17 protein-coding genes are annotated in these 23,097 nt (G+C 62.8%); 6 read left to right on the top strand and 11 right to left on the bottom strand.

Features of this window, described 5'->3' with window-relative positions:
• Nucleotides 1-93 precede the first annotated feature (93 nt).
• The 6 genes from B071_RS15715 to B071_RS0103365 all read right to left on the bottom strand — a co-directional run bounded on the left by B071_RS15715 (nucleotide 94) and on the right by B071_RS0103365 (nucleotide 9,953).
• On the bottom strand, nucleotides 94-576 hold the full coding sequence (locus tag B071_RS15715) for a PTS sugar transporter subunit IIA (protein ID WP_018525698.1): 483 nt from the start codon (nucleotides 574-576) through the stop codon (nucleotides 94-96).
• Nucleotides 577-832: 256 nt separating this feature from the next.
• Nucleotides 833-1,561: an acyl-ACP thioesterase domain-containing protein gene (locus tag B071_RS18185; RefSeq protein WP_438829548.1), complete on the bottom strand. Its 729-nt coding sequence runs from the start codon at nucleotides 1,559-1,561 to the stop codon at nucleotides 833-835.
• 14 nt (nucleotides 1,562-1,575) lie between these two features.
• The gene (locus tag B071_RS0103380) at nucleotides 1,576-4,425 is read right to left on the bottom strand and encodes an alpha-amylase family glycosyl hydrolase (protein ID WP_438829547.1); all 2,850 of its coding nucleotides are present in this window, start codon (nucleotides 4,423-4,425) and stop codon (nucleotides 1,576-1,578) included.
• 1,015 nt (nucleotides 4,426-5,440) lie between these two features.
• Entirely contained in the window at nucleotides 5,441-7,429 is a 1,989-nt protein-coding gene (locus B071_RS0103375) for a 4-alpha-glucanotransferase (protein WP_018525695.1), read from the bottom strand.
• Nucleotides 7,430-7,504: 75 nt separating this feature from the next.
• Complete coding sequence (locus B071_RS0103370; RefSeq protein ID WP_026244934.1) at nucleotides 7,505-8,077, bottom strand: bifunctional nuclease family protein; 573 nt, start codon at nucleotides 8,075-8,077, stop codon at nucleotides 7,505-7,507.
• 202 nt (nucleotides 8,078-8,279) lie between these two features.
• Nucleotides 8,280-9,953: an NAD+ synthase gene (locus B071_RS0103365; RefSeq protein ID WP_018525693.1), complete on the bottom strand. Its 1,674-nt coding sequence runs from the start codon at nucleotides 9,951-9,953 to the stop codon at nucleotides 8,280-8,282.
• A 729-nt stretch (nucleotides 9,954-10,682) separates the two neighbouring features.
• Here B071_RS0103365 and B071_RS0103355 point away from each other — a divergent pair.
• Nucleotides 10,683-11,912, top strand: a complete 1,230-nt coding sequence (locus tag B071_RS0103355) for a cation:dicarboxylate symporter family transporter (RefSeq protein WP_018525691.1) — start codon at nucleotides 10,683-10,685, stop codon at nucleotides 11,910-11,912.
• On the opposite strand, the gene B071_RS0103350 is transcribed toward B071_RS0103355, so the two are convergent.
• The 3 genes from B071_RS0103350 to B071_RS0103340 form a co-directional block, all read right to left on the bottom strand.
• Nucleotides 11,880-12,590 carry a hypothetical protein gene (locus B071_RS0103350; RefSeq protein ID WP_018525690.1) on the bottom strand — a complete coding sequence of 237 codons (711 nt, stop codon included), beginning with the start codon at nucleotides 12,588-12,590 and terminating at the stop codon, nucleotides 11,880-11,882. The genes B071_RS0103355 and B071_RS0103350 overlap by 33 nt on opposite strands.
• Nucleotides 12,591-12,671: 81 nt before the next feature.
• Nucleotides 12,672-14,129 carry a proline--tRNA ligase gene (gene proS / locus B071_RS0103345; RefSeq protein WP_018525689.1) on the bottom strand — a complete coding sequence of 486 codons (1,458 nt, stop codon included), beginning with the start codon at nucleotides 14,127-14,129 and terminating at the stop codon, nucleotides 12,672-12,674.
• A 177-nt stretch (nucleotides 14,130-14,306) separates the two neighbouring features.
• Nucleotides 14,307-14,999 (bottom strand): DUF2259 domain-containing protein, encoded by a 693-nt coding sequence (locus tag B071_RS0103340; protein WP_026244933.1) that lies wholly within the window; start codon nucleotides 14,997-14,999, stop codon nucleotides 14,307-14,309.
• 122 nt (nucleotides 15,000-15,121) lie between these two features.
• On the opposite strand from B071_RS0103340, the gene B071_RS0103335 reads away from it, so the two are divergent.
• Nucleotides 15,122-15,907, top strand: a complete 786-nt coding sequence (locus B071_RS0103335) for a hypothetical protein (protein ID WP_018525687.1) — start codon at nucleotides 15,122-15,124, stop codon at nucleotides 15,905-15,907.
• Between the two features lie 29 nt (nucleotides 15,908-15,936).
• Here the strand turns inward: B071_RS0103335 and B071_RS0103330 are convergent, their stop codons facing one another.
• Nucleotides 15,937-16,554 (bottom strand): diacylglycerol/polyprenol kinase family protein, encoded by a 618-nt coding sequence (locus B071_RS0103330; protein WP_157703005.1) that lies wholly within the window; start codon nucleotides 16,552-16,554, stop codon nucleotides 15,937-15,939.
• Between the two features lie 164 nt (nucleotides 16,555-16,718).
• Here B071_RS0103330 and nagZ point away from each other — a divergent pair, with 164 nt between their 5' ends.
• Nucleotides 16,719-18,083: a beta-N-acetylhexosaminidase gene (gene nagZ, locus B071_RS15705; RefSeq protein ID WP_157703004.1), complete on the top strand. Its 1,365-nt coding sequence runs from the start codon at nucleotides 16,719-16,721 to the stop codon at nucleotides 18,081-18,083.
• On the opposite strand, the gene B071_RS0103320 is transcribed toward nagZ, so the two are convergent.
• Entirely contained in the window at nucleotides 18,065-19,249 is a 1,185-nt protein-coding gene (locus B071_RS0103320) for an ROK family protein (protein ID WP_018525684.1), read from the bottom strand. The genes nagZ and B071_RS0103320 overlap by 19 nt on opposite strands.
• 284 nt (nucleotides 19,250-19,533) lie before the next feature.
• Between B071_RS0103320 and B071_RS0103315 the strand changes: the two genes are divergently transcribed.
• The 3 genes from B071_RS0103315 to B071_RS0103305 all read left to right on the top strand — a co-directional run bounded on the left by B071_RS0103315 (nucleotide 19,534) and on the right by B071_RS0103305 (nucleotide 22,948).
• Nucleotides 19,534-20,874 (top strand): ABC transporter substrate-binding protein, encoded by a 1,341-nt coding sequence (locus B071_RS0103315; protein WP_018525683.1) that lies wholly within the window; start codon nucleotides 19,534-19,536, stop codon nucleotides 20,872-20,874.
• A 97-nt stretch (nucleotides 20,875-20,971) separates the two neighbouring features.
• Nucleotides 20,972-22,051: a carbohydrate ABC transporter permease gene (locus B071_RS0103310; RefSeq protein WP_018525682.1), complete on the top strand. Its 1,080-nt coding sequence runs from the start codon at nucleotides 20,972-20,974 to the stop codon at nucleotides 22,049-22,051.
• Nucleotides 22,052-22,060: 9 nt separating this feature from the next.
• On the top strand, nucleotides 22,061-22,948 hold the full coding sequence (locus tag B071_RS0103305; protein WP_245534043.1) for a carbohydrate ABC transporter permease: 888 nt from the start codon (nucleotides 22,061-22,063) through the stop codon (nucleotides 22,946-22,948).
• Nucleotides 22,949-23,097: the final 149 nt, after the last annotated feature.

Below are 23,097 nucleotides of genomic sequence, written 5' to 3'. Positions count from 1 at the left end.
GCAGACGAGAGACCAAAGGACGGTTCAACAGGCAGGAACTCTGGATGAACACTGGACGCGGGAATACGCGGGAATATAGACAAGGGCAGAGTTCTAGCAGTGCGAACGCAGGAGCGCTCCCTGAAAGGCGCTGCAGACCTTCTGCTCTACCTCCTCCTGGCAGAGGCAGGCCAGGAGTTCCTGGCGAAACAGCTCGTTCCGGGCGAGCGTTGCCAGGCACGAGAGAATGCGCAGATAGTCGATCTGCCGGTCCGGGTGGCTTGCAACAATGAAGAGCAGGTGTACCGGCAAGCCGTCGAAGGCCTGAAAGTCTATTCCCTCCCGGGAGACTCCCAGGGCGATCTCGCTGGTTGCAACCTGACTGGTTCTGCCGTGGGCGATGGCGATTCCGTGACCGAATCCCGTTGACTGTTCCTGTTCCCGTTTGATAACGGCCCGGGTAAAGGCCTCCAGGTCGAGCCCCGGGATCGCCCGGAACGTGCTGGTCTGGTGGATCGTCTCGCGGATTGCATCAAACTTGTTTGTTTGGGTCAGGTCCCAGAGAACGCTGCCCGGTGGAAAAAAGCCGGTGTGCATGACAACTACATCCCCCAGTATACATACCGGGTGGCTCAAATTGTGTCAAGGGTTCTTCAAGCGCAACCGCCACCCCTTCTATATGAATATCGGAACAGGGCGGGATGAAGTAAAGTAGTTACGATGGATCCTTCCTGCTCCCGGGCAGGAAATCCCCGGGAGCTCCCTCCTGGCCGCCCCCCGGAGGCAGCAGTCTCCGGAAAGGCCTGTCCCCGGGAGCATGGCAGCTCCGGGGCAGCTTACAGGTGATGTGTCTTCAGGTGAGGCAGTTGAGCCGGCAGGCGCAGCGCGCGCTCTCCGCCGGAGCTTCGGCATCGCGCACGTGGATCTCGGCGATCGGTTCCCGGGGAGNGCCCCCGGTGATGACGGNGTAGTCCTGGCCCGCCCTGGTNTCGGCGGTGAAGCTCAGGGCCCGGAGTGTCTCGGGCGAGGAGAAAAGGTCGGGCGCTCCATCGAGGAACCACTGGGCGTAGCGGGTATTGTTCACGTGGGCGTTCCGGTCGGTGTCGCTGGGACGGACGCGGTGCCATTGGGCCGCCTCCAGCAGGGGCCGGGCCTCGTCGGGGGAGATCGTCGGCATCCGTCCCAGGGGCATCTCCACCTGCCAGGTCCCGGTAAGTTTTTCGGGAGGGAAATAGCGCTCGGGTCTCACGGGCTTGCTCTCTCCCGCAGTGAGGATCAGCCACGACGAAGAGGCTTCTGCCAGGAGCTCTCCCCGGGTGGTATGAAGGGTGAACTCGCGCAGCGCCAGAAGGCGTTCCATGCGGCTGGGCCAGGTGGTGACCACCACCTCTTCCCCCCAGGCGGGACGGCGGGTGCATCGAACCCCCAGGCGGTGCAGAACCCAGAAGAGGGGAGGTTCTTCTTCGGTGAAGGCTATCCCCAGTTTCTCGGCGTGTCGCCAGGCGCCCTCCTGAAAGAGGCTGGCCATGCCGTCGAGCCCCANCCGGTCGTCGGGGGCACAGAGGAAACTGGGGATGGTCATGGAATACTCAAAGGTCATTCGGTTCCTTTCTTTTTTTTCCGGCCGGGCGCTTTCTGATCGGGACCCTCCGATCGGGATGTGCCCGACCGGGTGTTCTTCTTTGGCGGGACGACCTTTTTTTCTCCGCTCCCGGGCTGTTGCCCGGGGCCCGAGGTGGCGTTCCGGTCCTCTTCCGCCTCGGGGGCTTCCTCGAGCTCCTCTTCCGGTTCCGGCTGGAGCGCCTCCAGAAGGCGGTCAACCCGGTAGCGGCTGGCCTTTTCGGCCCGGCGCCACTCCCGGTAGACCCGGGCCATGCCGGAAGTCTCCTTCAGGACCCGTTTCCAGCTGATCCGGGTTCCCGCGGCCACAGCCGCCGTGAGTTCGTGCCAGGCCCCGATAACCAGGAGCCAGTCGATCAGCAGATCAAAGGCCTCCTGGTTAAACCAGGTGATGCCGTTGTGGCTGTGGATCCGGAGGAAGTTCTCCACGTTGGGATCCGCCAGGAGCGATTCCACAATCGTCAGGGCCGTCGTCTCCTGGGGTTCGCCGATTCCGTAGCGCCACCANTTATGGTGTGCCAGGGTGATCTGGACCAGCTGTGACCAGTAATCGGGCAGAGAGCCGTCGGGCTGGATCTGCATCAGCACGGGGCGGAGCGTCTCGATGAGCTGCCACTCACCGGCCTGGTCCAGGGCGTGGTATCCCACAAGCTGGGGGGTGATCCGGTCCTGGCCGGAGATGAAGACATCCAGCGGCAACAGGAGCGTCAGGGCCAGGAAGATCGAGGCGTCCTCCCGTTCGGCCTCCATGTGGGAGGCCACCAGGGCCCCCACCTCGTCGGGTGCCCGTTTTACCAGCTGCGAGAGTCGGTCCAGGGCCTCGCCGTTATGCTGGAAGAGCGCCACGGCGTCCTCCAGGCGGGTGGTGTGCTCGCAGAACTGCCCGGCTATTCCCAGGAAGGTCCGGTACTGGGTGGCCAGTTCCTCCCAGTCCACGGGGGCGGCGGTACCCACCAGGGCTTCCATGAGGGTTCGCATGATGCCGGTGTTCGCCAGCGCCCCGAAGGCATCGTGGAGCGGTTGCAGGAGCAACCGCTTCATGGCACGGGAGATATCGGGGGTTCCTCCCCCTCCCAGAGAATCGGAGAGGCGCGCGTAATGGGAGTAGCGGTTGTCCTCTACCTCGTACATGTTCAGGCAAACCTGGCTCTCGTAGCCCTTGAGCTGCAGATAGAGACCCCGTTCCAGAATCTCGCCGCAGTTCCGGATGAACCAGAGACCGCTTCGTTGCTCCTGGAAGATTACAAAGTGCTTCCACGAGGGGGTGAGGTTCAGGGCAGGCACGAGTTGCTCTGTCATGCGGGCCCGCGATTCATCACCGTGAATCACGTAGGGTGCCGAGGTGTGGATCCACCCGGCGGCCTCCTGATAGCTGTTGTTGTACATCACCAGGGTGCGTTCCTCCTGGTGATTCCCCGTCTGGTGGTGGCTGGGGGTGTGGAGGTTGGAATAGACAAAGACGTTGGAGTTTATATCACCGTTGGCGTCGTAGAGATCGTAGAGACGGAAGCGGGTGGCGTCGGCAAAGAGATGCCGCTGGTGCATGAGNGGGAAGATCTCCCGCTGGTGCCGCTCGATGAGCCCCTGGTTCGGGGTCTCGTCCCAGTAGGCCTTGCTGTACTCCATGCCGTATTTCTCGGCGAAGCCCTCGATCTGGCCGTGGCCGAACATGGGGAGCCCCGGCATGGTGACCATCATGGTGGCCACGCCGAAGTACTTGTCGCCCGTGCCGAACTGGGCCACGGCGGTCTCTTCGTCGGGGTTGTTCATAAAGTTGACAAACCGCTTGAGGACCTCCGGGTCGTATTCCAGGGTGTTCTTGATGGTAGTCCGGTAGTTCTCGTTCTCCTCGTTCTTGAGCATGTTCATGAAGGCGCTGTTATAGACCCGGTGCATTCCCAGGTTGCGCACAAAGTACCCCTCCATCATCCAGAAGGCCTCGGCCAGGAGCAACGTGTCCGGTACCTCCAGGGCAACCCGGTCTACCACTTCCCGCCAGAATTCCAGGGGAATGGCCCGATCAAAATCGGCCCGGGAGAGGCCGTGCTCGCTTCGGGAGGGAATGTCGCCCCCCTGTCCGGGGGCGGGGAACCAGAGCCGCTGGATGTGTTTCTTCGCCAGGGTCATGGCCGCGTCGAAGCGGATGATGGGAAAGTTTTTTGCCACGGTGATGATTGTCTTGATCACGGCCTCGCGGGCCTCGGCGTTGAGGTAGTTCAGCTGGGCCGTGTCGTTCCAGGGCATGCTGGTGCCGTCGTTGCCGTGGTAGATGTAGCGGACATCGCCATTGGAGCTGTCCACCCGCTTGAAGACCACCGCCGCATCGCTGCGGTTGTAGTAGTGATCTTCCAGGTAAATCTCTACCCCCTCGCGGCTGCTGAGGTTCTCCCCCTGAAAGGTATATCCCGGGAAGGGACTCTCGGGAAGGGAGATGAACCAGTCGGGGTGTTCGTGGACCCACCGCGAGTCGATGCCCGTGTGGTTGGGGACCATATCGCTGGCGATCCGGATCCCCCGCTGCCAGAGCCGGCGGCGCAGGGTGTCCAGGGCCTCCCACCCGCCCAGTTCCCGGGAGATATCGTAGTCGTAGAGGGAGTAGGCGCTCGCCTCGGCTTCGGGATTTCCGCAGAGGTTCTTGATGCGCTGCGATGCCCGGGAGCGTTGCCAGANCCCGATGAGCCAGAGACCGGTGAACCCCTGTCGGGCGAGCAGGTCGAGTTCGGAATCGGGGATGGCGTCCAGGGTGGAGATCTGCTGCTGGTATTTCTTTGAGAGCTGGTCCAGCCAGACCAGGGTGCTTTTGGCGAGGATGACGGCCCGGGGCATCCACTCCTGATCGGGGCTGAACCGGGCGTAATCGGCCTCTTCTCCCGCAAGATCACCACCCCGGGGAAATTCCAGAACAGGGCTCTGGCCGGGACCAAAGAACCGGGCCTTGTGTTCCTCGGCCAGCACATCCAGGGAGCGCAGAATCCGGTCCAGGAAGGACCCCACCAGGCTGTCCCAGCGGCGGCGGATGTAGTCGAGCTGGGCCTGCAGATCATCGGGGTGGGCCCGGGCCGGCGCCAGGAGCAGATCAATCAGGGTCTGGTCGTCGGGACCGAAGGAGGGCTGGCTGGCAAAGAAGTCTCCCGTGGCGGTCATGATCCGTTCGTAACTGGTATCCGGCGCCAGGAGCTGCTCGTCGAAGAGTTCCAGCAGGGGGTAGAAGGCCAGGTTCCGGTTCCCGACCCAGAGAAGGATCAGTTCTTCCAGGGCAACCTCGCGGCCCGAGACGCCCTGGAGTGTGCGGTCCAGGCTCTCCCGGGGGCTTTCCTTCTCCTGGTAGCAGGCCACCGTGGGGAACCGCTCCGAGAAGAGGAGCAACAGCCGTTCCAGTTCGGTCGCTCCCAGGGTGTTTTCCAGGTGGGCCTGCAGGCGCAGCAGCATATCCTGGCCGTACTGTTGAAGGTAGAGAGAGATTACGTAGTGAAAGATCTCGTCGATCAGCCCCATGGCCAGGATGTCACCGGCGCGGACGGCCCGCTCGGGGTGGAGCGCGCTCTTGCGCACGGTATTCATCCGCATGGCAAAGTCCCGGGCCTGGCGGGTCTCGGCAAAGAGGACGTGACCCTGGATAGAGAATATCCCCTGGGAGAAGTGATAGGTATCGCGGGCGGCGCGGGATATATGAAACTCCCGACGCGGGCCCGGCACGAACGAGTCTGTCCTGTAGATGGTCTGCATTAGTTCACTCTCCCTCTTGATCCTTTGACAATCTCTGTTGCTTTCTCAGCCACAGCCACAGCCACAGCCACAGCCACAGCCACAGCCACAGCCACAGCCGGTTCTGCGCGTGGCCTCAGTCCCGGGCTGCGAGCTGCCGGATCTGGTCCGCCAGCGCCGGCTCTTCCCGGAGCGCCTCTATAGTCAGGGGCATCCGCCAGGTCCAGTTGAAGCTGTTGGCGGTGCCGGGTACGTTGATTCTGTCCTGGTGGGGATCCTCGTGCAGAAGCTCCGGGGCCAGGGCAAAGAGATCCTGGAGCTGAAAAACCACGATCCTGCTGGTGCAGGCCAGGATGCCCCGATAGACCTCGCGGGCCACCTCGGGGCTGAACCGCTCCGGACAGGGGCGGTCTGTACCGGGGTTGAGCGCAGCCCAGAGTTCTTCCCGTCCCGACTCCCCTTCCCACCAGCCCCGCAGGGTGGAGGTATCGTGAACGCCGGGAGCGCAGACGCTGGCTTCGGGGTATTCCCCCAGGGGGATCAGCGGTTCCCCCGGCCTGTCCCAGTAGTGGCTCCAGCGGGGTATGCGCAGGCTCAGGATTCCCAGCTCCCCCAGAACGCGGGGAACCGCCTCGGGTACAACCCCCAGGTCCTCGGCGCAGGTGAGCATATCCGTGGTGTCCTGCATGAACTTCAGGAGTTTCCGCCCCTGTTCCGCCCAGAGCTCATTGTTCTCTCTCCCCCGGTGCGCGATCAGCTCCTCGAAACGGGAGCGTTCTTCCGGTGAGAGCGTCTGGTAGCGGGAGCAGTCCCGAAAGAACCAGCTCGGGGCGAAGGTGCCATCGGGCAGTTCCAGGAGCGCCCGGTCCCGGTAACGCTCCAGGAGCCATTCCTGCTGTTCCGCCGGCCGGTCCAGGGCGATGATATCGGCCTCTCCCCCGATAGCTCGAGAGAAGAGAAAGAGATCTTCCTGACCGATCTGCTCGAAGAGGGAGGAGATCAGGTCGGGGAGATCCTGGCCCAGGCCCTGGCGGAGTTCATCTCCGCGCAGATGGGGCTCGCTGAGCCAGCGAATCCGGCCCGCATCGAGGCCGATTCCGCTCAAATCGTCCCGGGTGAGGCCGCTCTGGGGCCAGAAAAACCCCAGTGTTCCCGAGGTGCTGCGCGCCGGGATGGACCAGATGCGGAAAAATCCAAGAACGTGATCTATCCGGTAGGCGTGGTAATAGCGGGCCGCCTGCCGGAGCCGCTGGCGCCACCATCGGTAATCATCTTTTTCCAGGTGGTCCCAGTTGTAGATGGGAAAGCCCCAGTTCTGTCCCAGGTCGCTGAACATGTCCGGAGGAGCCCCGGCCCGGAGGTCGGGACGGAAGACCTCCCGGTCGAACCAGGCGTCCACGCTGTCCTCGTTCATGAGAATGGGGAGGTCCCCCTTCAGGGCGATCCCCTGACGGGCCACTTCCCGGGAGGCCTCCAGAAACTGTTGGGCCAGCCGCATCTGGACCCAGGCGTGGAAACGGGTCTCCTCCTTCAGAGAGGCCCGCTTCCAGAGCCTCTCCACCGTCTCCTGGTCGGCCTGGCGGTGTTCCTCCCAGGTGGTCCAGGCGCGTTCCTGGTGGGCGGCCTTGAGGGCGCGGAAGACGCTGTAGGGTTTTACCCAGGGGTTTTCCCGGATGAACGAGGTGAGGTCCTTCCCTCCCGGGGTGGAGCTCCCCTCCCGGGAGGAAGGGCTGGTAAAGATCTGCCGCAGGAGGTCGGTCTTGGCCGCCAGAACCCGGCCGTGATCGAAGCGGTCCGGGCCATCGAGCTCCTGACGGACCCGTTCCAGCTCCGTTTCCAGGGCGACCCGGGTCTCCGGGGGGAACTCCTGCAACTCCGGCAGATCCTGAATTCTGATGTACATGGGGTGCAGGGCGCAGGCGCTGAGGGCGCTGTAGGGGGAACTCTCCCCACCCGTATCGTTCACCGGCAAGAGCTGGATGAGTTTGAGGCCCGTTGCAGAGCACCAGCTGGCCAGGTCGGGGAGATCCGCAAACTCGCCGCACCCGACGCTTCTGTTGCTGCGAAGCGCCGCCAGGGGAACCAGGACGCCCGTGATTCGGGCCGTTCCGTGGGGATATTTCACCGAGTAACCTCCATAATGGATACTCTGATTATAGGGGAGAAAAACTCTGCCTGCAATGACGAGAGCAGGGGGAGGTTACAATTCGTTCAGCTGATCGCGGATTCGTGCGGCCTCCTCGTAGTTCTCGGTTTCCACGGCCTGTTCCAGGGCTTTTTCCAGCTCTTCCCGGTTGGATTCCTCCTGGAGGTCCTCCTGAAAGGGGTCGTCCGGCTCGAGCCGGGCCTCGTCCTCGGAGATGAGATTGACCGCTACGCTGGCCTCGTCCACGATGGTCTCGGCGATGAACACGGGACAGTGAACCCGGGAGGCGATCCCCAGGCTGTCCGAGGGGCGCGCGTCCAGGGTGAGGCGCTTCATGCCGTGCTTGAGCAGCAGCCGGGAATAAAAGGTGCGGTCCTTGAGTTCGGTGATTTCCACCCGTTCCACCGAGACGTTGGTCTTCTCCAGGACCGAGAGGAAAAGGTCATGGGTCATGGGGCGGGGTACGGGAACCCCGGCAAGGCCGAAGAGAATGGACTGCGCCTCGAGCTGGCCGATGAAGATCGGCACGGCTCTGTCGCTCCCCACGGGCTTGATCAGTACGGCGTTGCCTTTCTCCGTTCGGGCTACGGTCCAGATTTCTGCTTCGATCAGCATGGTTCTTCTCATACGCTCCTTCACGGGCTCTCCGTCCTGCAGGCTGTCCGGCACGGCCGGGGCCCGGCCTTCCCGACCCAGCCTGCGCTCGCTCCCCGGTCCGGGGCCACAGTGCACAGTCTCGGTGAATAGTCCCGATCTGATAGCCCCGTAATTAATGATAACGCTGCCCCGCCGGATAATCAACGTTACCGGGGAGTATCGGCAGAGTTTCCTAGCGGGAGGACTCGTAAACGTGACGCGCCACGGGGATCCTCCGGCCCGTGCCGAAGGCTCGGCGGCTCACCTTCAGCACCGGCGGCGCCTGGCGTCGCTTGTACTCGCTGCGGGCTACCAGGTTCAGAACGTGTTCAACCGTGGCAGGGTCGTAGCCCCGGGTGACGATCTCCTGAAAGGTCCGGTTCTCCAGGAGATACTCCTCGAGAATGCCGTCCAGGACGGGGTAGGGGGGCAGGCTGTCCTGGTCGGTCTGGTCGGGCCGCAGCTCCGCCGAGGGGGGCTTCAGGATGGTATTTTCCGGGATGATCTCTTTTTCCCGGTTTATGTACCGGGCCAGGGCGAAGACTTCCGTTTTCAGGACATCCCCCAGCACGGCCAGCGCACCGGCCATATCGCCGTAGAGGGTGCAGTACCCCACGGCGAGCTCGCTCTTGTTTCCCGTGGTGAGGGTGAGCGATCCGAACTTGTTGGACCAGGACATCATGAGCAGCCCCCGCAGCCTGGCCTGGATGTTCTCCTCGGCCAGCCCCGGGCTGGTTCCGGCGAACTGCTCCTGCAGGGAGGCCGTCACCGCCTGGTAGAGGGGGTCGATGGGGAGGGTATCCCGTTCGATCCCCAGGGCATCGGCCAGTGCCTCGGCATCGGTGATACTCCCCGGGCTGGAATAGCGGGAGGGCATGAGAAAACCCGTGACCCGCTCCGCTCCCAGGGCCTTCACGGCCAGAACCGCCACCACGGCTGAGTCGATCCCTCCGGAGAGNCCCAGGTGAACCCGGGAAAAGCCCGTCTTTGCCAGGTAGTCCCGCAGCCCCAGAACGAGGGCCTCCTGGAGCTCTTCCAGTTCGTGGAGCTGCGCCAGGTGTGTCCGGGGGGCTCCGACAGCCCCGGGCGGTTTCCGGGGAGCTTCCAGATCAACCAGGGTCAGGTCTTCCCGGAAACGGCTGCTCTCGGCCAGAACCTCCCCGGCACCCCGGGTCGCGAAGGATCCCCCGTCAAAGATCAGGCNGTCGTTGCCGCCTGCGGCGTTTACGTAGATAAGGGGAATCTCCGCCTGGCGGCCGATCTGCTCGGCCAGGTCCCGGCGAAAGGNGGCCTTGCCCTTGTAAAAGGGGCTGGCCGCCGGCGAGAGCAGTATCGTTGCCCCCTGGTCCAGAAGGTCCCGCACGGGGTTTCTCCGGTACCGTATTCCCGGGGCGGGTTCCGTTCCTGCCCAGAGATCCTCGCAGATGGCGATCCCCAGACGATGGCCCTCAAAGGTCCATATCCCCGAGGATTCTGCCGGTTCAAAGTAGCGGGCCTCGTCAAAGACATCGTAGGTAGGCAAGAGTCGCTTGGCCTGGCGGAAGACCACCTGTCCCTGGTGGATCACCACGGCGGTATTCTGGATGGTGGTTCCCGGGGCGCCCGATTTCCACTCCACCAGCCCCACCACGACGGCGATCTCCCGGGGAAGATCCTGCTGAAGCTGCCGCAGGGCGCGGTTGTTCTCCTCTATAAAGGTGGCGTGATCCAGGAGATCCATGGGCGGGTACCCGCAGAGGGAGAGTTCGGGAAAGACGATCACCCGGGCCCCCTGGTTCTGCGCGGCCAGGCTGGCCTCGAGAATGCGCGCCTGGTTGCCGGAAAAATCTCCGATGGTGCTGTTAATCTGACCGATAGCAATCTTCATGGCGTTGACCTCACGGGAAGCGGTTACTACTATACCGTACCATGCAAGAGCCAGTCCTGATAACGGGTAAAGAGCCAGTCCTGATAACGGGTAANCAGTCGGCCTTTACAGACGATATGATCCAGGAGTTCCTGAATCGGCAGCACCAGGTCTTTGCCACCGCCGATTCTGCCGACGAGCATCCCCAGGTGCCCGATTCGGTAGGTTCCGGCCTCCACTATCTCCCCTGGTCGCGGAGGTCTCTCCTCTCGGCGCGGTCGGTGATGCTGGCTCTGGATGGTGAGACCCGGGATATGTCCCGGGCCGTGGTGGTCTGCGCGCCCGAGGGGATTCACACTCCCCTGCATCAGACCGAATCAGCCCTGATCGAACAGGGGGTGGACGCGGCCCTGAAGGGGTATCTCTTCATCCTCAAGGAGGTGCTGGGGTACTTCCTGCGGCGCGGTTCGGGAGACATCACCGTTGTCTGGTACGACGGCGGAGCCGAGGTGTTGCCCCCCTTCGATGCGACCCTCTGCGGTGCCGTTCAGGGGCTGGTGCGTTCCCTCTTCGCCTTCTACGAGGGTGAGGCTGTGACGATTCGGGGGCTCCAGGCTTCGGAGAGCGACAGCAGGGCCGTCGCCCGGTGGGCGGCTGAGCAGATTATTGACAAGGCGGAGAAATCCTCGGGGCGATGGCAGAAGTACGGCCAGCGCTCGGGGCTCCTCTCCTTCAAGAGAGCGTAACGGTATGAACATTTCTTTTCGCTATACCCTGGGGGCTGCCGCAGGGGTCGTCCTGGGTATGGTGCTCCCCCTGGCAGGGGGGGATACGGCGGCTCTTCTCGGAGAGCTCTCCCAACTGGTCGTGCTGGCCGGGCGGTTTCTGCTCTTTCCCCTGGTATTCTTTGCCATGATAGCCGCCGTGGACGAACTCCATACCAGGGATACCCTGGGGAAAACGGGGCTTCTTGGTGCGGCGGTGCTCTTTTTGTGCACCCTGGTCTCTACCCTTCTGGGGGGGCTGGCCATTCTGGTCTTTTCTCCCCAGCGCATTCCTCCCATGGTCCAGGAGGGCACCATCACGGCGCCTCCCTCGCTGATCGCGTCGCTCCTGGGGGCCCTTCCCTCCAACGCTTTTCGGGTCTTCGTTCTCGACGACGGCGCGCTGGCGGGGATTCTCCTGATGGCTCTGCTGGTGGGGGTCTCCTTCAGACACGACCGGAGCGTGAGCTCTCCCCTCTCCCTGGTGGTGGATTCGGCGAACCGGATCTTCTATCGTCTGAATCACCTTGTGGCGGGGGTTCTGGGTATCCTGGTGCTGGTGCCCGTGGCGGCCCTGACGGTGCTGCTGCGCGAGGGGACGGAGTTGCTCCTCTTCAGCCAGTTTTTACTGGTCCTGATCGTGGCCGTCCTGGTCGTGGGGGTTCTGGTCTATCCGGCGATCCTCTACCTCTTCGATCGCCGCCGGACCCATCCCCTGCGGTGGCTCTCGGCGATGATCCCTGTGGCGGTGGCCGCCCTGGGATCGGGAGATGCCTTCTTCTCCCTCTCGACCCTCACCAGGGTGAACAGGGATTCCCTGGGGATTCCCCGCGCCATGGGCGCCTCGGTCTCTCCCTGGGTTGTCCTCTACGGCCGGGCCGGTACGGCCCTGGTGAGCATGGCGGGGTTCCTTCTGGTGATTCGCTCCTATACAGCTCTTGATATCGGTCTGGGGGATCTCGTGGTCCTGGCCGTCTCCACGGTGCTCTATTCGTTTTTCCTGGCCCGGACGCCGGCGGGGGGAGTGCTGCTGATGCTCTCCTTCCTGGCCTCCCGTTACGGCCGGGGGATGGAGGAGTCCTACCTGATTCTGCTCCCCGTTATGCCCCTGCTCGAGAGGATCGGCGCCTTCCTGGATATGATGACCGCCGGTTTTGTTACCCAGATTGTGGCTACCCGGGGTTCAGGGCGATCCCAGGCGGTGACGAAGGCGTAAACCGAAGCGCACCATCGTCTCGTCCAGAAAGGGCGTATCCTCCCCGTTGTCTACCCAGAGGTTATAGGCCGGGATATACCACTCCAGCCCGGCTCCGACCTCCATGGTTTCGGTGAGCCTGTAGTCGGCGGCAATCTGGAGGTGGGGGTAGAAAAAGCGCCCGGCGATCCAGTATTCCGTCACGGGGCTCGCGTCGGACCCGTCTATCGCCTCCAGGGGAATCCGGAAGATCAGGGTGATTCCCCCTCCTGCCGAGACGCGCCAGGCCTCGTTGGCGGGCCAGGGCAGGGTATAGAGCCAGGGCAGGCTCAGCGCTATTCCCAGGGTGTTGACGATATCCCCCACGGCGGACCCCGTCTCGATCTGGGTGGGGACGGTCTTGTCGTGTTCCCGCAAGGCGGCGTATTCCTGGGTGTATACCCAGAGGTGGGGCTCAAGACGGCCGGCACCGCCCAGATCGAGTTCCAGGCCGATGCCGAAGGTCATGCGCAGGGGGCTGGTGTCGCTCCCCTGAACGCTCTCGCCGTCGCTGTCGGTGGTAAAGCCGTTGTAGATCCAGACGGGCATGGCCGAAAGGTGGAGCGCCGTGACTCTACCGGCCCGGACGGGGTGGGGCGTGAGCACCACCGCGAGGATCCAGGCCAGGCCGAGCACGTTGCGGGGGGTGATCGCTTTCACTCTCCACACTATAGCACAAAATCACCGGGCGCCACAGGCCCGGCGATCCCGGGCCCCGGATTCAGCTGTCAGATCCAGTGGTCAGTAGGACTTGGCGAAGACCGCCATGTGCCGGGCCGGTTTTCCGCTGATCAGGCAGGTCTTTCCCCGGGCTTCCTCCTCGTTCCCGAAGGGAAGAACCCGGATGGTGGCCTTTGTCTCTTCCTTCACCAGCGCCTCTGTTGCGGGGTCTCCGTCCCAGGGTACCAGGGCGAACCCTCCCCGGGCTGTCTGCTCGTCGGAGCCGTCGCCGTTAAAGAGGGTCTTCATCTCTTCCCACGTTTCGGGGCGGTGGGTGTTCTCCTGGCGGAAGGCCAGAGCCCGGTCAAAGAGGTTCTGCTGGATCTCCTCCAGCAGGGATCGGATTCGTTCTGCTGCGCCGGTGATCGGCACCGACTCCTTCTCGCCCGTGTCCCTCCGCACCAGGGTCACCTGGCTGTTTTCCAGGTCCCGGGGGCCCAGTTCTGCCCGGATCGGGACACCCCGCATCTCCCACTCGGCAAACTTCCACCCCGGAGAAGAGTTCTCGTCGGTGTCCAGCTCCAGGCGGAACTCCTGGCGGAGTTCCCGGGCCAGGGTCTGGGCAGCCTCCAGGACGGCCTCCCTGGTCTTGCTGCGGAAGATGGGGATCAGCACCACCTCGGTGGGGGCCAGGCGGGGGGGAAGTACCAGTCCGCTGTCGTCGGAATGGGCCATGATGAGCGCACCGATCAGGCGGGTCGAGACACCCCAGCTGGTGGCCCAGACGTACTCCAGGGAACTCTCTCTCGTCTGATACTGCACGTCGAAGGCTCGGGCGAAGTTCTGCCCCAGAAAGTGGGAGGTCCCCGCCTGGAGAGCTTTCCGGTCCTGCATGAGCGCCTCGATCGCGTAGGTGTCTACCGCTCCGGCAAACTTCTCGCTCTCGGTCTTGACCCCCGTGAGGACGGGCACCGCCATGTATTCCTCGGCGAAGCGTTTGTAGACATCGAGCATCTGCAGCGTCTCGTCCCGGGCTTCCTGCTCCGTCTCGTGGGCCGTGTGCCCCTCCTGCCAGAGAAACTCCGTGGACCGCAAAAAGAGGCGGGTTCGTTTCTCCCAGCGGACCACGTTTGCCCACTGGTTGATCAGCAGAGGCAGATCCCGGTAGGACTGGATCCACTTCTTGTACATGCTCCAGATGATCGTTTCCGAGGTGGGCCTGATCACCAGGGGTTCTTCCAGCTCCTGGCCGCCCCCGTGGGTTACCACGGCGAGCTCCGGGGCAAAGCCCTCGACGTGCTCGGCCTCCTTCTTCAGGAAGCTCTCGGGAATGAGAAGCGGGAAATAGGCGTTGCTGTGGCCCGTTTCCTTGAACATGTTGTCCAGGCCCTGCTGCATTCGCTCCCACAGGGCGTACCCCCGGGGGCGGATCACCATGGACCCTTTTACGGGGCTGTAGTCTGCGAGCTGCGCACGCAGGACTATATCGACGTACCAGTCAGAGTAGCTGGTGGATCGTTTTGTTATCTGTTCTGCCATGATATTTCGGCGAGAGTGTATGGGCAAAACCCCCGGGCGTCAAGATTTTCCTCGTATCCCGGGGGAATCCTCGGGTAATCCCGGGGAAATCGGGTGGAATTGGAGGGGTCAGTACCGCCGGGTCCCTCGGGCAGGCCCGGGGTCCCGATGCGTGGTGCCCGGTGGGGGCGCGTGGTGTCAGCGCAGGCGCAGGGTCTCCACCATGTAGCGAATCCGCCGTCCTCCGGCGATATCGGTGATCCGTTCCACCACCACCACCAGGGAGGAATTATCGGGTGAGACGATCACCCGGCCTACACGGTAGCGGTTTACCCCGTCGCGGAAGAGGGTGGGGCGTCCTATCTGGCGCTCCAGCGTGGTTCCGTCGCTGTGGTGAGCCTGGAGGTTCAAGTGGAAGGCGGCGCTTCCCTCGGCCCCCCTGCCCCGCGACTCCTGGATGATCTCCAGGGTGTAGCGGGTCCCCGTGCGGAAGTCCCGGAAGGATATCCGGGGCTGGGGATCGTCCTCACCGTCGATGAAGAGATAGATGATGCGCCCCTGGGCGAGATGATCGATCTGGTGCTCGCCGATCAGGGGCTGAAAGAGGGGCAACAGGGTATAGAGGGCTCCGCTCCCGTCCTGCCCCCCCGAGAGGGTTCGCGAGAAGGTGCGACGCTGCACTCCCTGGGGAAGGAAGACGTTTCCCGGGACATCGACGGCGTAGATCTCCGCGAAGGGGTGTCCCTCGGGGTGGGTGATCCCGTACTGGCCAAAGAGAAAGACCCGGGAATCGGGAGAGAAGCCGAGATTAGCGAAGCGGGCGATATCTCCGGCACTCGCCGCAGCGACCGCCAGGGTGAGCATGAGGGCGAACAGGCCTGTGCGTTTCATGTGTTTCTCCATGGAATCAGAACTCCTCATCCCTTGTTATCGTCCCGACTGGGGGGAATCATTACCCCGGAGCCGCAGGAGGTGCGGTTTTTTGGCGAAAAAAAGGGTATAGTAGAGGAGCAATGACACGAATCGCACGAATACACACGCTGGCAGCTCTGATGGCACTGGTTTTTCTGACAGGAGGGTTCCTTCTGGGATCGCTGGCCCGCACGATGCCTCTCTTTCAGGGGGGCGACGGGCCCGGATTTTCCCCCTCCCAGGGGTGGGCGCTCCTGGGGGCGGTGATCACCTGGGGAATCTTTTGCAGCGCCGCTGCGGCCTATATGCGTGTGTTCCGCCGGAGCCCCTCGGTGACGGTGTTCTTCGTGATCCTCTTTTTTCTCTTCTCCTCCCTGGATATCACCAAGGTGGGCCAGCTCATGATCCCCGCCACCTCCTGGCGGCACTTGTCGCCCATCCTCTCGCGGGTGACCTCCTTTGGTTGGATCGCAGGAACGCTGGCGCTCTTTACGGGAGGGCTCTGCGCGGGAGGGGGTTCCCTGCAGCGACACGGCGTATCTCTGCTGGCTCTCCTGGCCGTTTCGCTGGGGTTGAGCTGGACCGTTCCTCTGGATAGCCTGGCCTTGCCGGAGCATCTGGTTTATCCCATGGGGCTGCGCCTCTCGGTTGATACGGTGATGCTGGTGGTGCTCTTTCTGGGGGTGGTCAGTTTTTTTCAGGTCGCCCTGGCTGTTCGGGAGCGGAGGCCCCTCTTTACCGCCCTGGCGGCGGCAGCTCTCGCCCTGGGCCGGGTCCTGCTCTTTTACCGAACCGAGATATCCCTGATCCTCCTGGGGGCGGGGTTCCTGCTCCTGGGCGTGCTGGTCTTTGCTGTGGAGAATTATCGGGATTACCTGCTGGAATAACCCGTTGGCCGGACCTCGGGGGGTGCTCTTTAGAGAATCAGCGTTGCTGCAAGGCCTACCCCCACGGGCAGGAGGAGGTTATCGGCGTCGCGGGTGGGGAGCGCCTCCAGCAGGGCCGCCGTGATTCCCAGGGCGAGGGCGATGAGGACCTGCCCCTGAAGCATGATCGCCACGGTGAGGGCCACCACCGCGGTGCAGGCCAGGCTGCCCGCCAGGGTCTTTCCCCCCGTCAGGGGGATCGTGAGTCTGCCCAGGAACTTTCCCGCCACACTGGCGGCGCTGTCACCAAAGGCCAGGGCGTAGACGGCGATCGACGCGGCGGGGTGGGGATAGAGCATGATCGCCAGCATGGCCCCGATCCCCAGGGTGACCGGGCCCAGGACAAAGTGATTGGCCTCCCGGGACCGTGACGAAACCCGGGTGATGTGTGTTATGATCGGCACGGAACACCCGCGCTGGCGCAGGGCTTCCGCCGTGGTATAGAGCACGATACCCGTGGCGAGGATTCCCAGCGTCAGGGCCGTGCCAAGAAAAGCCGTCATGGAGGGGACTGCGGCTATGAGAATATGTACCGACTTGCGGATCAGCTCCGTCCGAAGCTCGTCCGACAGGGGGCTTTGGTTTTTCACCAGCACTGTTTGTTCCATTCAGAAGATTAAATGCAAGAAGCGTGCCACCCGTTGCGCCCGCTCTTTGGTTTTCTAACTGTTCATATTGCAAAGGATTCCGGATTTTGAAAAGAGGAACGCATCTTTTTTCGCATAATTGTGTGTACTTTTGTGTACAACTCTGTGCTATCTCCACTACGTTTGTGTTACTTCTCGCGGTTTTTCTCTCCTGCGCTACACCGGGGCCCGACCAGGGAGGAGCCACCGCTGAAGAACGGCCCCGGCAGGAAGGACGTCGGGGAGACGCCCCCGGGGAGGATCTCCCGGCGGAAATCGCCCCCGGCGCTACCCTTCCCGGAGAGATCCACCTGCAGGAGGGGGCCCTCCTGGATCGGGTAGCCGGAGCGATCCTCTCCCGCATGACCCTGGAAGAACGGGTGGGGCAGCTCTTCATGCCGGCCCTGATGAGCGATTCCCGGGGAGCGCCCCTGACGGAGCTGGACCAGGCGACGCGGGAGATGATCGCCACCGTCCAGCCCGGGGGGGTAATCCTCTTCGGTGCGAACCTGCGGGACCCCGAGCAGACCAGACGGCTCGTGGAAGACCTTCAGGAGGCGAGCCCGCTCCCCCTGCTCGTGGCGGTTGATCAGGAGGGAGGGGTGGTGAGTCGCCTCAGCAGCAGCAGCCGCATGCCCGCCACGGCGATTCCCTCGGCCTCCAGGATCGGCCGCACGGGGAGCGAGGAGCTGGCCTACGCCATCGCCGGCGCCATGGCGCGGGAGCTGCGGAGTCTGGGAATAACCATGAACTTTGCCCCCGTGGCCGATATCCTGACCAACCCCGAAAACCCCGTTATCGGCAGTCGCGCCTTCGGAAGCGACCCCCACCTGGTGGCACGCATGGTGGCTGCCACCGTTCGGGGGCTCCAGGACAACGGCGTGAGTGCCGTAATAAAGCATTTCCCCGGCCACGGGGACACCCGGGAGGACACCCACTATCAATCGGTGGTCGTCGAGCACGATCTGGAACGGCTTCGTTCCCTGGAGTTTGTTCCCTTTCGCCAGGGGATTACGGCGGGAGCCGAGGGGGTCATGACCGCCCATATCAGCCTCCCCCGGGTGGTGGGTGACGACACGCCGGCAACCTTCTCCCGGGAGGTGCTCCAGGGAATCCTGCGGGAGGACCTGGAATACCCGGGGCTGATCGTGACGGACTCGCTCGTTATGAAGGCCCTCGATCGCTTTGCGCACCCCGACGAGCGTCCCCTGCGGGCCTTTCAGGCGGGAGCTGACCTGTTGCTCTACCCCGCGTCTCCCGAGCGGAGTTTCCGGCGAATCCTGCGCGCCCTGGAGGAGGGGGAGATCTCCGAAGAGGCCCTGAACGGGGCGGTCCGGCGCATTCTGCGGGTCAAGCTCGAGCGGGGGCTCCTGGTCCCCCCGGCGGACTTCCCGGAAGAGCTCCCCGAGGGAAGGTTCCTCCGCCCCCTGCGGTTCGTGCCCGAGACGGTGCAGATGGGGACCCCCGAGCATCTGCAGCTGGTGGAAGAGGTCTACCGCCGCACCAGCTGATCCTGCCCCATCTGGGGCAGAAGATCGATCCCGCAGGGGGCCGTAGCCTCGCGGTCGGTCTCTACCGAAGGGATCCTGATCAACCGTTCCAGATACATCCCCGCCGCACCGTAGGCGACGGCCCGTTCTCCCAGGCGGGAGACCTCCATCTCGAACTCCACCTGCCGGGGATAGGCCCAGTTTATCCGCGTATATTTTCGCACAGCCTCCTCGATCTGCTCGGCCAGAACCTCCACGGGGCCACCGATTACCACCTTGCGAAGGTTGAGCATATTTACCAGAAAGGAGATGTGCCGGGCCAGCTCGTCCACGATCAGTTCGTCCACCCGGGGGTCCTGGAGAAAGAGTTTGGCCTGCTCATCGGTTATGGAAAACTGGTTTACCTGCTGTCTCTTGTAGAGGATGCTCCGGAACTCGCCCGCCGAGAAGGTCTCCCCGTGGTGGACCTGGCCGTTCAGAACCAGCCCCACGCCCAGAGCCATGATCCGGTGGTTGTCCATGGCGATGGTGTGTTTCCGGTGCTCTCCCAGGACAAAGATAAAGTTGCTGGGCCGGGAGCTGTGGCGAAAGGCGAGTTCGCCCCAGCACCCGCAGTTCGCATCGTTGTCCACCAGAACGGGCACGCGGATACCGAGCCGCTCCCGGGCCTCGCGGACAAAGTTGATTTCCTCGTAGTGCTCGAAGGGCATGGAGGCGCAGAGTACGCCCCGCAGGGGATCGACAAACCCCGGGAGCCCCACGCCGATACCCAGAACGGGCATGCCCGTGTTCTCCAGACTGGGCCGGAAGCGGTCCACAATGGCGATGAAGGCATCCACCAGGCTGATGGTTCGCAGGTCCAGCGGTTCGGTGTGGCTGAAAAAGACCTCCCCCTGAAGGTTGACCCCCACGACGGTGAAGGCCTCGGTCTGGATCTCCAGCCCCATGACACACCCCCAGTCGGGGCGTATGCGCAGGTGCAGGGGGCGTCTGCCGCCGGTGGGGCCCGCCTCGCCCACGGCGGCGGTCTCCACGATCCCCAGCTCCTCCAGGAAGGAGACGATCTTCGAGACGGTTGACTTGTTTATATCGAGGATCCTGGCGATTTCGACCCGGCTGAGCCCCTGGGTGAGATAGATTGTCCGGAGAACGCGGGTGATATTTACCTTGCTGACGTATCGTTCCATTGCCGCCACCGTTTCGTGTTATTGTAAGTCCTGCCGGCCTGGACCTTGGGGCCCGCCGCCGTCCTGTGTCCGGGCTGCCCGGGTCTCTTCGTCGGGGCCTGTCGCTCCTGCCTTCAGTTGGTTTCCGAAACCAACTCTACACGACAATGGGGGAGCTGTCAAATTCGGCGTTCCATTCCCCCTGAAATCGAGATTTTTTTCGTTGACAGCAGGAATTCGCCGTGGTACCCTCATGGTTGGTTGCATATCGCAACTAAAAGAACAAGCCAAAAACAGGAGGTGCTATGTTCAGGAAAATAGCTGTTTCGTTACTTGCGGGAGTATTTCTCTTCTCTGCAGTCGCTCTCTTCGCCGGAGGACAGGCCGAGAAAGCGCCCGCTGCTGATGTGGATTACACCGATAACCCCTGGACCGAGGGACAGGATCTCTCGGGAAAGACGGTGCGGATCTTCGGAGCCTTCGTGGACGAAGACGCCCGGCGGTTCAACCGCTCCATGGAGATCTTCAAGGAGGCCACGGGAATCAATGTGGTCTACGAGGGGTCTGGTGATTTCGAGTCCCTCATCACCGTGCGGGTCGAGGGCGGGAGTCCTCCCGACATGGCGGCCTTTCCCCAGCCCGGTCTTCTGAGCGACTTCGTTCAGGGCGGTCAGGTGATCGATCTGAACCAGTGGTTCTCCCAGGACTACCTGGAGCAGCAGTACGACCAGAGCTGGCTCGATATGGCCACCATGGATGGTATCATGTCGGGATTCTGGCACCGGGCCAACGTAAAAAGCCTGGTCTGGTACCCCAAGAAAGCCTGGGACGCGGCGGGCTACCAGATTCCCGAGACCTGGGACGAGCTGATCGCGCTCTCGGACCAGATCGTCGCCGACGGTGGAGTGCCCTGGTCCATCGGTATCGAGTCTGCCGGTGCCACGGGGTGGCCGGGAACGGACTGGATCGAGGATATCCTGCTTCGCATCGCTCCCGTCGAGGTCTACGACAACTGGGTAGAGGGGAAACACCCCTTCAACAGCCCCGAAGTAAAGCGGGCCTTCGAGATCATGAGCGAAATCTGGTTCAACGAGGACTATGTCCTGGGCGGGACCGACGGAATCGTGCTCACTCCCTTCGGGGACGCTCCCAATGCCCTCTTCACGGATCCCCCCTCGGCGTGGATGCACCGCCAGGCGAGTTTTATTCCCGCCTTCTTCCCCCGTGGGGTCCAGGTCGGGGTCGATGCAGATTTCTTCTATCTTCCCCCCATCGACGAGGAGTTCGGACGGCCCGTGCTCGGCGCAGGTGACATCTACGGCGTCTTTAACGATCGCCCCGAGGTTCGTGCCCTGGCCCGCTACATGACCCAGGGAATCTCCACCAAGGCCTGGGTCCAGGCGGGAGGGTTCGTCTCTCCCCACGCCGATGCCGACCTCTCCTGGTATCCCACCGAGGCGGACCGGCGCTACGCCGAGATCATCGCCAACGCCGATACTTTCCGGTTCGACGGCTCTGACCTCATGCCCGGCCCGGTTGGCGCGGGATCGTTCTGGACCGAGATCACCGATTATGTAAACAACTATCCCAACGTGAATCTCGAGCGGACTCTGCAGAACATCGACAACAGCTGGCCCGGCCGCTAAGGCGGGGGGTGCTGTTTCGCCTCTTTCCCGGTGGCGGGGCGCCTTGCACGGGCGCTTCGCCACCGGGGTGTAGCCCTATCTTTCACGGGGGGATTGAATGAGCGACAGGGTAAGCGAGCAAGGCAAGTTTTCCCATATTCTGATGACAGTCCTGGGAGCGGTCGCGCTGGTGGCGGTCTTCTCCTGGAGTTTTCTCTTCATGCGCGACGGCTCTGCTCCCCGTCCGGTGATCGCCCTGGTGGCGCTGCTGGTTGGAGTGGGCGGTATCTGGGGGCTCTTCCTCGTGGCGGACCGCCTGGTGGCGCTGCTGCCGGGACGAACGCGCGATCTTCTGCGTCCCTATGTGTTTATCACTCCGGCTTTTCTGATCCTTCTGGTATATATCATCTATCCCACGGTGAGGACGATCTATATCAGCTTCTTTGATTTTCAGAGGGGGGGATCGCCGGTAAACTTCGGATTCCAGAACTATCTGCGGGCCTTCACGGACCCGGCTCTGCAGATCGCCCTGCGGAACAACGCCCTCTGGCTGATTTTTGTTCCCCTCTTTGCGGTCTCTCTGGGGTTGATCATCGCCGTTCTGGTGGACCGGATCAGGTGGGAGCGCTTTGCCAAGTCTCTCATCTTTCTGCCCATGGCGATCTCCTTTGTGGGGGCCTCGGTTATCTGGCGCTTTATCTATTATCGGGCGAGCTTTGGAGCCCAGATCGGCCTCCTGAACGCGATCAGGGTTGCCCTGGGGGCAGAACCTTTGGGGTGGCTCCGGCTCGAGCCGTGGAACAACTTCTTCCTCATTATCATCATGATCTGGCTTCAGACGGGTTTTGCCATGGTCATTCTCTCGTCGGCGGTGAAGGGGGTCCCTTCAAGCCTCCTCGAGGCTGCCCGGATCGACGGGGCGGGGGAGTTTCGCATCTTTTTCCAGGTGATCATTCCCTTTGTGAGCGGCACCATTCTCACGGTGACCACCACCATCGTCATTCTGGTGCTCAAGGTTTTCGATGTGGTCTACGTCATGACCAGCGGCCGGTTCAGCACGGAAGTAGTGGCAAACATGATGTACAACCAGATGTTTATCCAGGGTGCCTACGGACGGGGGGCCGCTCTGGCGGTGATCATCTTTATCGGTGTGACGCCGGTGATGATCTACAACATCCGCAGAATGAATCAGGTCTAGGAGGATCCCGTGGGACACACTCTTGCAATACAGAAACGACAAAAAACTCCCCAGGAGATATTCCGGCGGGTGATGCTGAACCTGGCGGTGGCCTGTATCGTCATCGTCTGGACAATCCCCACCTTCGGGCTCCTGGTGAGTTCCTTCAGGGATCCCGTGGCCATCGATTCCACGGGGTGGTGGATGGCGGTGTTCCAGCCCTTTACCCATGGGCACTGGACGCTGGGTAACTACATCGAGGTTCTCACCGAAGACGCCATGGGAAATGCCTTCCTGAACAGTCTGCTGGTGACGATCCCTGCCACGGTCATTCCCATAACGATCGCGGCCTTTGCGGCCTACGCCCTGGCCTGGATGCGCTTTGCCGGGAGACGGCTCCTCTTCGTTCTGGTGGTGGGCCTCATGGTGGTGCCTTTGCAGACCTCGCTGCTGCCCCTCTTCCGCCTCTATAACGATGTGGGGCTCGCCGGGACCTATCTGGGGATCTGGCTGGCCCATACGGGGTTCGGTTTGCCCCTGGCTACCTACCTGCTCTACGGCTATATCTCGCAGATTCCCCGGGACCTGATCGAGGCTGCCGAGGTGGACGGCACCACGCCCATGACGAAGTTCATCTTTCTGGTGCTGCCCATCTCCGTCCCGGCTGTGGCCTCCTTCGCGATCTTCCAGTTTCTCTGGGTCTGGAACGATCTGCTGGTGGCGCTTATCTTCCTGGGAACGAGCGTGGACGTGGCTGTGGTGACGACGAGACTTTCCGAGCTGGTGGGGTCCCGGGGACAGACCTGGTATGTTCTCACTTCGGGGGCCTTTCTCACCATGATTATGCCGCTGATCGTCTTTTTCAGCCTCCAGCGGTTCTTCGTTCGGGGCATGATGGCCGGTTCCGTCAAGGGGTAGACCCGCCTGTGAGGGGGCTTCGTCCCCGGAGTTTCGGGGACGCCCGGGTGTACCGGCTGGCAGCGTGGAGCGGGTTCCGGAGCAGGGGGTCGGTGCGCCCGGGAAGGAATCTCTCTCCCGGGTCAGGCCCCTGCCTGCAATAATATAAC

This window comes from Alkalispirochaeta alkalica DSM 8900 (assembly GCF_000373545.1).
Classification (GTDB): Bacteria; Spirochaetota; Spirochaetia; order DSM-27196; family Alkalispirochaetaceae; genus Alkalispirochaeta; species Alkalispirochaeta alkalica.
Note: the sequence above shows the minus strand (reverse complement) of the source record. Positions and strands in the feature narration are given on the sequence as shown.

Coding starts and splice junctions, on each gene's coding strand:
- B071_RS0103330 (WP_157703005.1), bottom strand. CDS start 16,554: ATGGAACAAACAGTGCTGGTGAAAAACCAAAGCCCCCTGTCGGACGAG.
- B071_RS0103370 (WP_026244934.1), bottom strand. CDS start 8,077: ATGAGAAGAACCATGCTGATCGAAGCAGAAATCTGGACCGTAGCCCGA.
- B071_RS0103315 (WP_018525683.1), top strand. CDS start 19,534: ATGTTCAGGAAAATAGCTGTTTCGTTACTTGCGGGAGTATTTCTCTTC.
- B071_RS0103320 (WP_018525684.1), bottom strand. CDS start 19,249: ATGGAACGATACGTCAGCAAGGTAAATATCACCCGCGTTCTCCGGACA.
- B071_RS15715 (WP_018525698.1), bottom strand. CDS start 576: ATGCACACCGGCTTTTTTCCACCGGGCAGCGTTCTCTGGGACCTGACC.
- B071_RS0103310 (WP_018525682.1), top strand. CDS start 20,972: ATGAGCGACAGGGTAAGCGAGCAAGGCAAGTTTTCCCATATTCTGATG.
- B071_RS0103340 (WP_026244933.1), bottom strand. CDS start 14,999: ATGAAACGCACAGGCCTGTTCGCCCTCATGCTCACCCTGGCGGTCGCT.
- B071_RS0103355 (WP_018525691.1), top strand. CDS start 10,683: ATGAACATTTCTTTTCGCTATACCCTGGGGGCTGCCGCAGGGGTCGTC.
- B071_RS0103335 (WP_018525687.1), top strand. CDS start 15,122: ATGACACGAATCGCACGAATACACACGCTGGCAGCTCTGATGGCACTG.
- proS (WP_018525689.1), bottom strand. CDS start 14,129: ATGGCAGAACAGATAACAAAACGATCCACCAGCTACTCTGACTGGTAC.